Origin of the sequence: Bacillus sp. AFS002410, from assembly GCF_002556365.1 — a bacterium.
Taxonomy (GTDB): domain Bacteria; phylum Bacillota; class Bacilli; order Bacillales; family Bacillaceae_G; genus Gottfriedia.
In genome coordinates this window covers 223257-231366 of sequence record NZ_NUEU01000082.1, presented here as the reverse complement: position 1 = coordinate 231366, position 8110 = coordinate 223257, and the positions used below count along the sequence as shown (strand labels likewise).

7 protein-coding genes are annotated in these 8110 nt (G+C 30.2%); 3 read left to right on the top strand and 4 right to left on the bottom strand.

The features are described 5' to 3' along the window. The first annotated feature begins 243 nt into the window (after positions 1-243). A complete protein-coding gene (gene pssA, locus CN692_RS21230) occupies positions 244-978 on the top strand; it encodes a CDP-diacylglycerol--serine O-phosphatidyltransferase (protein ID WP_098121109.1) in 735 nt (244 codons plus the stop codon). Positions 979-1292: 314 nt separating this feature from the next. Next, positions 1293-2228 carry a metal ABC transporter substrate-binding protein gene (locus tag CN692_RS21225; RefSeq protein WP_098121108.1) on the top strand — a complete coding sequence of 312 codons (936 nt, stop codon included), beginning with the start codon at positions 1293-1295 and terminating at the stop codon, positions 2226-2228. A gap of 32 nt (positions 2229-2260) precedes the next feature. On the opposite strand, the gene CN692_RS21220 is transcribed toward CN692_RS21225, so the two are convergent. Then, complete coding sequence (locus CN692_RS21220) at positions 2261-3544, bottom strand: MDR family MFS transporter (protein ID WP_098121107.1); 1284 nt, start codon at positions 3542-3544, stop codon at positions 2261-2263. A gap of 201 nt (positions 3545-3745) precedes the next feature. Between CN692_RS21220 and CN692_RS21215 the strand changes: the two genes are divergently transcribed. Beyond that, positions 3746-4795, top strand: a complete 1050-nt coding sequence (locus CN692_RS21215) for a YkvI family membrane protein (RefSeq protein WP_098121106.1) — start codon at positions 3746-3748, stop codon at positions 4793-4795. Here the strand turns inward: CN692_RS21215 and CN692_RS21210 are convergent. The 3 genes from CN692_RS21210 to CN692_RS21200 all read right to left on the bottom strand — a co-directional run bounded on the left by CN692_RS21210 (position 4792) and on the right by CN692_RS21200 (position 7908). Beyond that, positions 4792-5160, bottom strand: a complete 369-nt coding sequence (locus CN692_RS21210) for a DUF3979 family protein (RefSeq protein ID WP_098121105.1) — start codon at positions 5158-5160, stop codon at positions 4792-4794. The two genes, CN692_RS21215 and CN692_RS21210, sit on opposite strands and share 4 nt — an antisense overlap. A gap of 123 nt (positions 5161-5283) precedes the next feature. Then, positions 5284-5661 (bottom strand): hypothetical protein, encoded by a 378-nt coding sequence (locus CN692_RS21205; protein WP_098121104.1) that lies wholly within the window; start codon positions 5659-5661, stop codon positions 5284-5286. Between the two features lie 81 nt (positions 5662-5742). Then, entirely contained in the window at positions 5743-7908 is a 2166-nt protein-coding gene (locus tag CN692_RS21200; protein ID WP_098121103.1) for a DNA topoisomerase III, read from the bottom strand. Positions 7909-8110: the final 202 nt, after the last annotated feature.

Here is an 8110-nt window from a genome sequence, read left to right as displayed (position 1 = left end):
GTTTAAAATATAGTTCAAATTTCATAATTTTTTTCAATTTTTTATTAGTACTATTTAACTTTTTTACTATTCCCATATTTTTTCGGTGCAAAAAAGGGCAATTTTTATAAAAAAATATGTCGAATCTCCAAACATTTCTCGAACTTCATTATTAATTTCCATTCTTGCTAATTTTTGGGTTATAATATATCTTATGAATTTGAACATATATATATATTTATATCAATATTAGGAAGTGAATGTATGATAAGAAGAAGTATCCCGAACCTATTTACTCTAGGTAACTTATATTGTGGATTTCTATCAATTGGATTCGCTGCTAAAGGCGAATTCAGAAATGCAGCAATTCTTATTTTAATAGGAATGATGCTAGATAGTATGGACGGTCGTGTTGCCCGAGTTTTAGGAGTACAATCTCAATTAGGAAAGGAATTAGACTCATTAGCTGATATCGTCACATTTGGAGTCGCACCTTCTTATTTAGTATTTTGTACACAATTCTCTACTGAAGGTATCTTTGGTTTAGGAATCGCTGGTTTATTCCCTTTATTCGGGGCTTACAGATTAGCTCGATTTAATGTAACACCAATTTCGACATCATTAAAATATTTTACTGGTGTACCAATTACCGCTGCAGGTGGTTTTGTCGCCTTTTTAACTTTATTCGGTAGTCGCATACCACAAATCGTCATTATCACTGTATTCGTTGCATTAGCTTTTTTAATGGTAAGTAGAATAAAAATTCCAAGCTTTAAAGATATTCCGATTCCTAAATATGCAACGATTATTACGATCTTTTTAGGATACGCTTTATACCTTGTATGGCATGCAAAAAAAGAACAGTGGCCATTTTTTATTTATATTGCGATTCCACTATACATCTTCTTTATTTTCTTTCAATTTTTCAAAAGTAAAAAGAAGCAAAGTAATAATGAAAGTCAAAAACCTCGGAAATTCCGCTTAAAGCGAAAATCTTAATAAAAAGTATGTTTTGATCGATTAGCTCTACATCAAAACATACTTTTTTTGCATATTAGATCTTTCTAGTTATCATTTTTCTTGCACAATAAAAATTACTGATTTATAATGACTAAGTGTTAAATCGTAATAAGTACGATTTTGAGGTTTTTATTTAAGTTTACTTTTTGTATGATAAAAAATTTATCTTACATTTTTTTTAAAATATAAAAAGGAATGATTACGAATTAATTAAAATAATTTAATCATTTTCGTTTATTAATAGCCTCAATACAAAATACTAAGACGATTAAAATGATAGGGAGAGCATGAATATGAAATTTAGAAAATTAGCAATCACAACTTTGCTATTAACAGGAACAATTCTATCAGCTTGTAATAAGGATACGAAGCAACAAAGTACAAAAGATAAAAATAAGCTTACGATCTATACTACAATCTATCCATTACAGGATTTTGCTGAAAAAATTGGTGGTAAATATGTTGATGTACATTCAATTTACCCTACCGGAGTCGATACTCACGATTTTGAACCGACATCCAAACAAATTGTTAAAATCGCAAACTCTGATTTATTTGTTTATAATGGTGCAGGTATGGAACCTTTTGCTGATAAAATTAAGGATGCACTAAAAAACAATAATGTGGCATCATTAGAAGCTACAAAAAATATTGAATTAATTAAATCAAATGAAGAAGAAGTTCACGAAGAAGATCAACATGATGTTGATCCACATGTTTGGTTAGATCCTTCTAGAGCAAAAATTGAGGCAGAAAATATTAAAGATGAATTGATCAAATTAATGCCAAAAAATAAAGAATACTTCGAAGCGAATTATGATAAAATCGACGGTCAATTTGATGAACTTGATAGCGAGTTACGAAATTTAGTTTTACATTCCAAGCGTAAAGATATCGTTGTTTCTCATGCAGCTTATGGTTATTTAGAACAACATTATGGAATTAAACAAATTCCAATTACAGGGCTATCTCCTTCTCAAGAACCTTCTCAAAAGGAATTAAAAAATGTTGTAGACTTTGTTAATAAACATCATGTTAAATATATTTTATTTGAAACGTTTGCAACACCTAAAGTTGCTTCAGTCGTAAAAGATGAAACTCATGCTGAAATTTTGAGACTTAATCACTTAGCCACTATTTCCGAAGATGATGTAAAAAACCATAAGGATTATTTTGATTTAATGCAAGAAAATGTCGACACACTCGATAAGGCTTTAAATAACCGCTAAAAAAGGACCCCCGGGGTCCTTTTTTTATATCATTATACTACTTTCATATCATTACGTATTTCTATTGATTTTTTCTTCATCTCTTTAAACATAATTTCATATAAATACGCTCCGCATAATGCTAAAAATGCGATTAAAATAAAAGTCCATTTATATCCAATTATACCTGCGAGTGGAATGGTTAATGGTGCGATTGTTCGTCCTAATGACCATCTTAAACCTGAAGCAGCAAAATACTGCCCTCGTTGACTTTCTGGAGCGATTTTTGCAATAAATGAGTTCTGATTCCCTACAACTAATATTTCTCCTAAAGTAAAAATTGCCATAGCAATAAAAATTACGTAGGCTGAAAGTGTAAACCCGAACAATAACATAGAGAAAGCATAACAAACGGAAGATGCAAAAAATAAAAATCTTTCATTAAATTTATTCGCGAACTTCGTGATTAAAACAGTTAATAAAGCTACTATTAAACCGTTTTCTGCAATTGTCCAGCTAAATAATGTTTCACTCTTTGTTTTTAAAGTAAAATCGCCGAAGCTAATTAATGTTTGAACAGGTATTTTCTCTTTTATAAATACTGCTAACAATAAATCTAATTGAGTAAAAGTTTGAGAGATTAATATTCCGGCAGCAACAAATAAGAAAAATACTTTATCAGTAAAAATAATGCGATAATTCTTCACTTGTTGAATAAAGACTTTAGAAATTGAAGCTTCTTTTTCTTGCTTTATTGAATCTGGCAAGGACTCCTTTATTAATAAAGCAATCATAATTGAAACAATTAAAAATATAAGTGAAGATGTTGCAAATAATAAAAACCTTGCTTTAAAAAATAAGATTCCTCCAATTATTGGTCCAATTACTACATTTATATTTATCATCGTATAAAATACTGCAAATACCAAGTTTCGCTCATCTTTGTCCTCAACTGTATCTGCTACCATTGCAGAACTAGCTGGATTATAAAGCATTCCGGTAACACTAATAATTGCAAATCCTACAAAAGTTAACCAAGGAGAAGTTAAAATTGGTGAATTTGCAATCGTTAATAAGATCATACCACCAGCTTGAATAAAGGCCGATATTACCATCATTTTCTTTCGACCATACGTATCAGCTAAATATCCGCCGATTAAATTTGCAAATACTCCAACAGCCTGTGAGCACATTAGTAAAATCCCCGAAGTAACTTTACCTAATTCTTCAGCAAAGTAAATCGCTAGAAAAGGTAAATACATCCAAAAAAATAAGCCGAAGAAAAACTCAGCTACAAGCCTTACTTTCATATTAAAATTCCACTTAAGTATATTCATGTTGTCCGCCTCCCTAACCTACTCACTGTAACATAATTAAAAATGAGCGTAAATTTAAATTTTAATTTATCCTTCTTTCTTTTAAAATTTTCGTCCAATAAAATTTTCTCAATTGAAATGTTTATAAACTTTTCCTTTAGAGCATGTCTAATTTCCTAAAATGTATCATACAATTTAGTACTACATTTAGGAGGACTTCCTATGAAATTTAACTTTAGTAAAGAAGTTCGAAATATAGCATTTACATATGTTGGAACTGTAATTGGGGCAGGATTCGCCACGGGAAAGGAAATCGTAGAGTTCTTCTCTATAAACGGAGTATATGGTGCTTTGGGAATTTTATTTGCGACCATTTTATTTTGTTGGTTTGGAAGTAAAATTATGACCATTGCACATACATATAAATTGAAGTCAGCACAAGAATTTAATGTACTTTTATTTGGAGAACTCGGAGGAAATATCATTAATGCGCTTCTTTTCTTTGTACTAATTGGCGTTACAAGCGTTATGCTGTCAGGTGCTGGTGCTGTATTTAAAAATTACTTACATTTCAATTCATTGATCGGTTCGTTTATTTTTATTATCTTAACATTTATCGTTTTAAGAAAAGGGACAAGTGGTTTATTCAGCTTAAATAATACGGTAGTCCCAATTATGTGTGCTTTTATTGCTGCAGTTTTCATTAATTCACACTTACCATTTACAATGCGCGAAATTAATTTAGATAATCTATTGCCTTCCATCAATACGCTTAATATTTCAGTATTTACGAAACCAATCACTTATGTTTGTTTAAATATGGCACTAGCACAAGCAGTCTTAGTTCCAATTGGATCAGAGTGTAAAGAAAAATCTTCTATTATACACGGTGGGATTTTAGGAGGGCTTATATTAGGCACAATTTTATTACTAATTCACCTTAACGTTTCTGGAGTGCCTAATTTTCAACAATATGAAATACCTATGGTTGAAGTAATCAAAAAAATCCATCCAATTTTCTATTACTTTTTCTTAATGGTTATATTAGCTGAAATTTTCACTACTTTAGTTGGTAATATATATGGGATGTCTAGACAAATTAATTCATACATCCCAATAAATGCAAATGTACTCGTTATTTTATTATTAATATGCTGTCTATTTATTAGCATAATTGGTTATGGCCCACTTTTAACGTTTCTTTATCCATTAATCGGATGGATTAGCTTTCTTGTCATTCTTACTTTACTTAAACCTAAAAAATCATCTTAATCACAATCATCACATACTTCATAATACAATCCAAATTCGATGTGCAATTTAGGTTTCCATTGAATCTTAAACATTCTTGATTGCCAACGTTCTAAAACAAATTGAATTGAATTTTCCTCATGATCATTAATTAAAATCATTTGATGAACTTGTAAACTCTTTACGGAGAATCGATTTTCATTTTCAACATACCAATCAATCGTTAATTCATCATACTCATTAATGATAAACTTAACGTATGTACTTGGTTTGTCCTTAAGATTAATTTCACTAAAAATGCCATCGTCCGTCACAATAATTGGAAAATCACCTTTTTCATTTTTTTCTAATTTTATTTGAAAGGTATTTTCTAAAAAGCAAATCATTTTGTCACCTTCTATTTTAAGATATGATGATAGTTTAACAAATTAAAACATGAAAAGACAGGAATATGCAGAGTCTATAGAAAAAGGATTACTCTTTGATTTTAATCAAGAGTAATCCTTCTTTTATTTTCGATTATATAAAGCTTTGTATTTAGACCATGCATTCCTTCTTTCTTTCATCAAGCTAAGAAATTCTGGTTTACAATCGTCTAAATTAGTTAAAGCAACAAGTTCGCTATTTTTCCATTTTGTTACTATACCTTCTGTTGTATAAATCAAATATTGGTATTCTAAGTAACTTCCAAGTGACGATAAGCTTATTTGCTCAAAAATTTTTTTGGCAAAACTGTCGGAAAACGATACAAATACCGGTCTTGTGCCTACTCGATCTAAATCAAGGACATGTACAATTTTCCGATTACAATCTATGCATAACGAATAAACGGAAGGAACAATTCCACCAGTTAAAAAAACTTGTTCATTGCTATAGAATTCCTTCACTCTAATCCTCCTATTTATATTGTATATAAGTATATGCAATATAAAATAGAATTGACTAGTTAATTTATATTATCGTTCATTTTATTTTATAGAATTTTGAATAAACATGATTTTACCTGCTTCATTAAATTTTAATGATGCCTCAAATTCTTTACCATCTTTTGAAAAACCTTTTATAGTTTCAGTAGTTTCTCCACTAAGCAATTGCTTCATGGCTGATTTTGTAATTGACTTTCCTAATATCTTTTTTGAAATCGTCACATCACATTTTGTCTTTTGGAATTGATCACAGCCATAAAAAGACCCTTTATCAACCATTTTTCCTTCACATTTAAAACATTTTCCAATACTAGCTGATTTTTTCTTCGGACCAAACTTTGTATTCTGCATATCTTCAATGCGAAACTCTGAAAAATTCCATATTTTCTCATTTTCATAAGCATCCAATATTATTTTCTCTGTTAACTTTTTTGTTTGCTCCATAAAATCTAGACTACTTGCTTTCCCATCCCCTATTTCACTTAATCGTTGCTCCCATTTAGCTGTCATTTCAGGTGAAGTTAAAATATTTTCTCCAAGAGCATAAATAATAAGTTTTCCTTTATCAGTTGCAAAAACCTGATTTTTCTTAACATCAATATATTTTCTATTTTTTAACGTACCGATAATTCCAGCCCTAGTTGCTTCTGTACCAAGTCCTTCAGTTTTATTTAAGATTTTCGTTAATTCAGGATTATCGATATGTTTCCCGGCTGATTTCATTAATGTTATTAATTGTCCCTCTGTATATCTTTTAGGAGCTTGTGTTTTCTTTTCTTTTACTTCAGCCTTTTTAACGATTCCTTCTTGTCCAATTTCAACAATGGGCAAATTTTGTTCTTCATTATTTTTTTCTTTTGCTTTTTCAAAAATAACTTTACGCCAGCCTTCTTGAACCATTATTTTCCCTTTTGAAATAAAAGTCGCTCGATCGTCTACTATCGTATGAATTGTTGTATAGTCAAAAATCGAACTAGGATAATGTGCACTTATTAATCTATTTACAATTAATTCATATATTTTCAATTCTTCATCATTCAATTTATGAATAGCTGGCACTTGTTCAGTTGGAATGATTGCATAGTGATCGGTAACCTTTTTCTCGTTAACAAAACGACTATTATTTAAAATAGAGTCGTTTGGAAGAGGGAAAAATTGTGAAAATTGCTCAATGTTTTCGAGTTTTTTTAATATATCGGGGATCATCATCGCCTCTTCCTTTGTAATAAAACTTGAATCGGAACGCGGATATGATATATTCCCTTTAACATAAAGCTTTTGAGCAATTTCTAAAGTTTTTTGTGGAGAAAACTTATATTTAGCATTTGCATCAGCTTGTAGCGTTGATAAATTATAAAGAAAAGGAGGATGATATTCCTTTCTTTCTTGTTCAATATCAGTAATCTTTGCCATTTTATTTTCACAAAAACTAGCGATTTTAGTAGCTAATTCACTAGATGAGATTTTAGAATCTGATTCTTTATGCCACTTTCCAAAAAACTTTTTCTTATCAAACTGAAATGTAGCATATACCTCCCAGTAAGGTTCAGATTTAAACTTTTCAATTTCAAGCTCTCTTTTCACTATAAGTGCGAGAGTAGGTGTTTGAACTCTCCCTAAAGAAAATACATCTTGAATTCCCTTTTTTTGTAAATGTAGTGAATACACTCTTGATGCATTCATCCCCACTAACCAATCGGCACAAGCTCTACTATACGCCTCAAAAAATAAGCTTTTTGTTTCATTTTCATCCAATAATTGGCTAAACCCTTTTCTAACCGCATTTTCAGTTAAAGAAGAAATCCAAAGCCTTTTCATCGGTTTTCGATTTCCAGCTAAATTTAATATTAGGCGAACAATATGTTCTCCTTCTCTCTCACAGTCTCCTGCGAGTATAATTTCATTCACTTCATCTAAATGGACTAAATTCTTTATAATCGAAAATTGATCCCATTTTCCCTTTGATACTTTATGCTTAAAACGCTCAGGTACAATAGGTAATGTATTTAAAGACCATTTTTTCCACTTCTCATCATATTCTTCAGGTGATAATAACTCACATAAATGCCCAATAGCCCAAGTTAAATAAGCGCCTTTTGGAAAAAACTCATTTGGTTGAATGATTAAAAACCCCTTTTTCTTCTGAAAATTAAAAGGAGCAGCAAGCTTCAACCCTTGATCAGGCTTCTCAGCAATTATTAATTTCATTTTATTCCTCACAATTTAACTGATTTTTATATAACTCATTAAGTACATACAGTTATTATATAACTAATGTAAAAACAGGAAAAGAATTTAAAGGAAGGAAATGCTCGATCTTAGGGTATTAAGGAGGATTATTTAAGAATAGGTAATTCTAATGGTGATTTGGGTAAGGGAAGTTTCAATATTCAGCAAATTAAAATAAAAT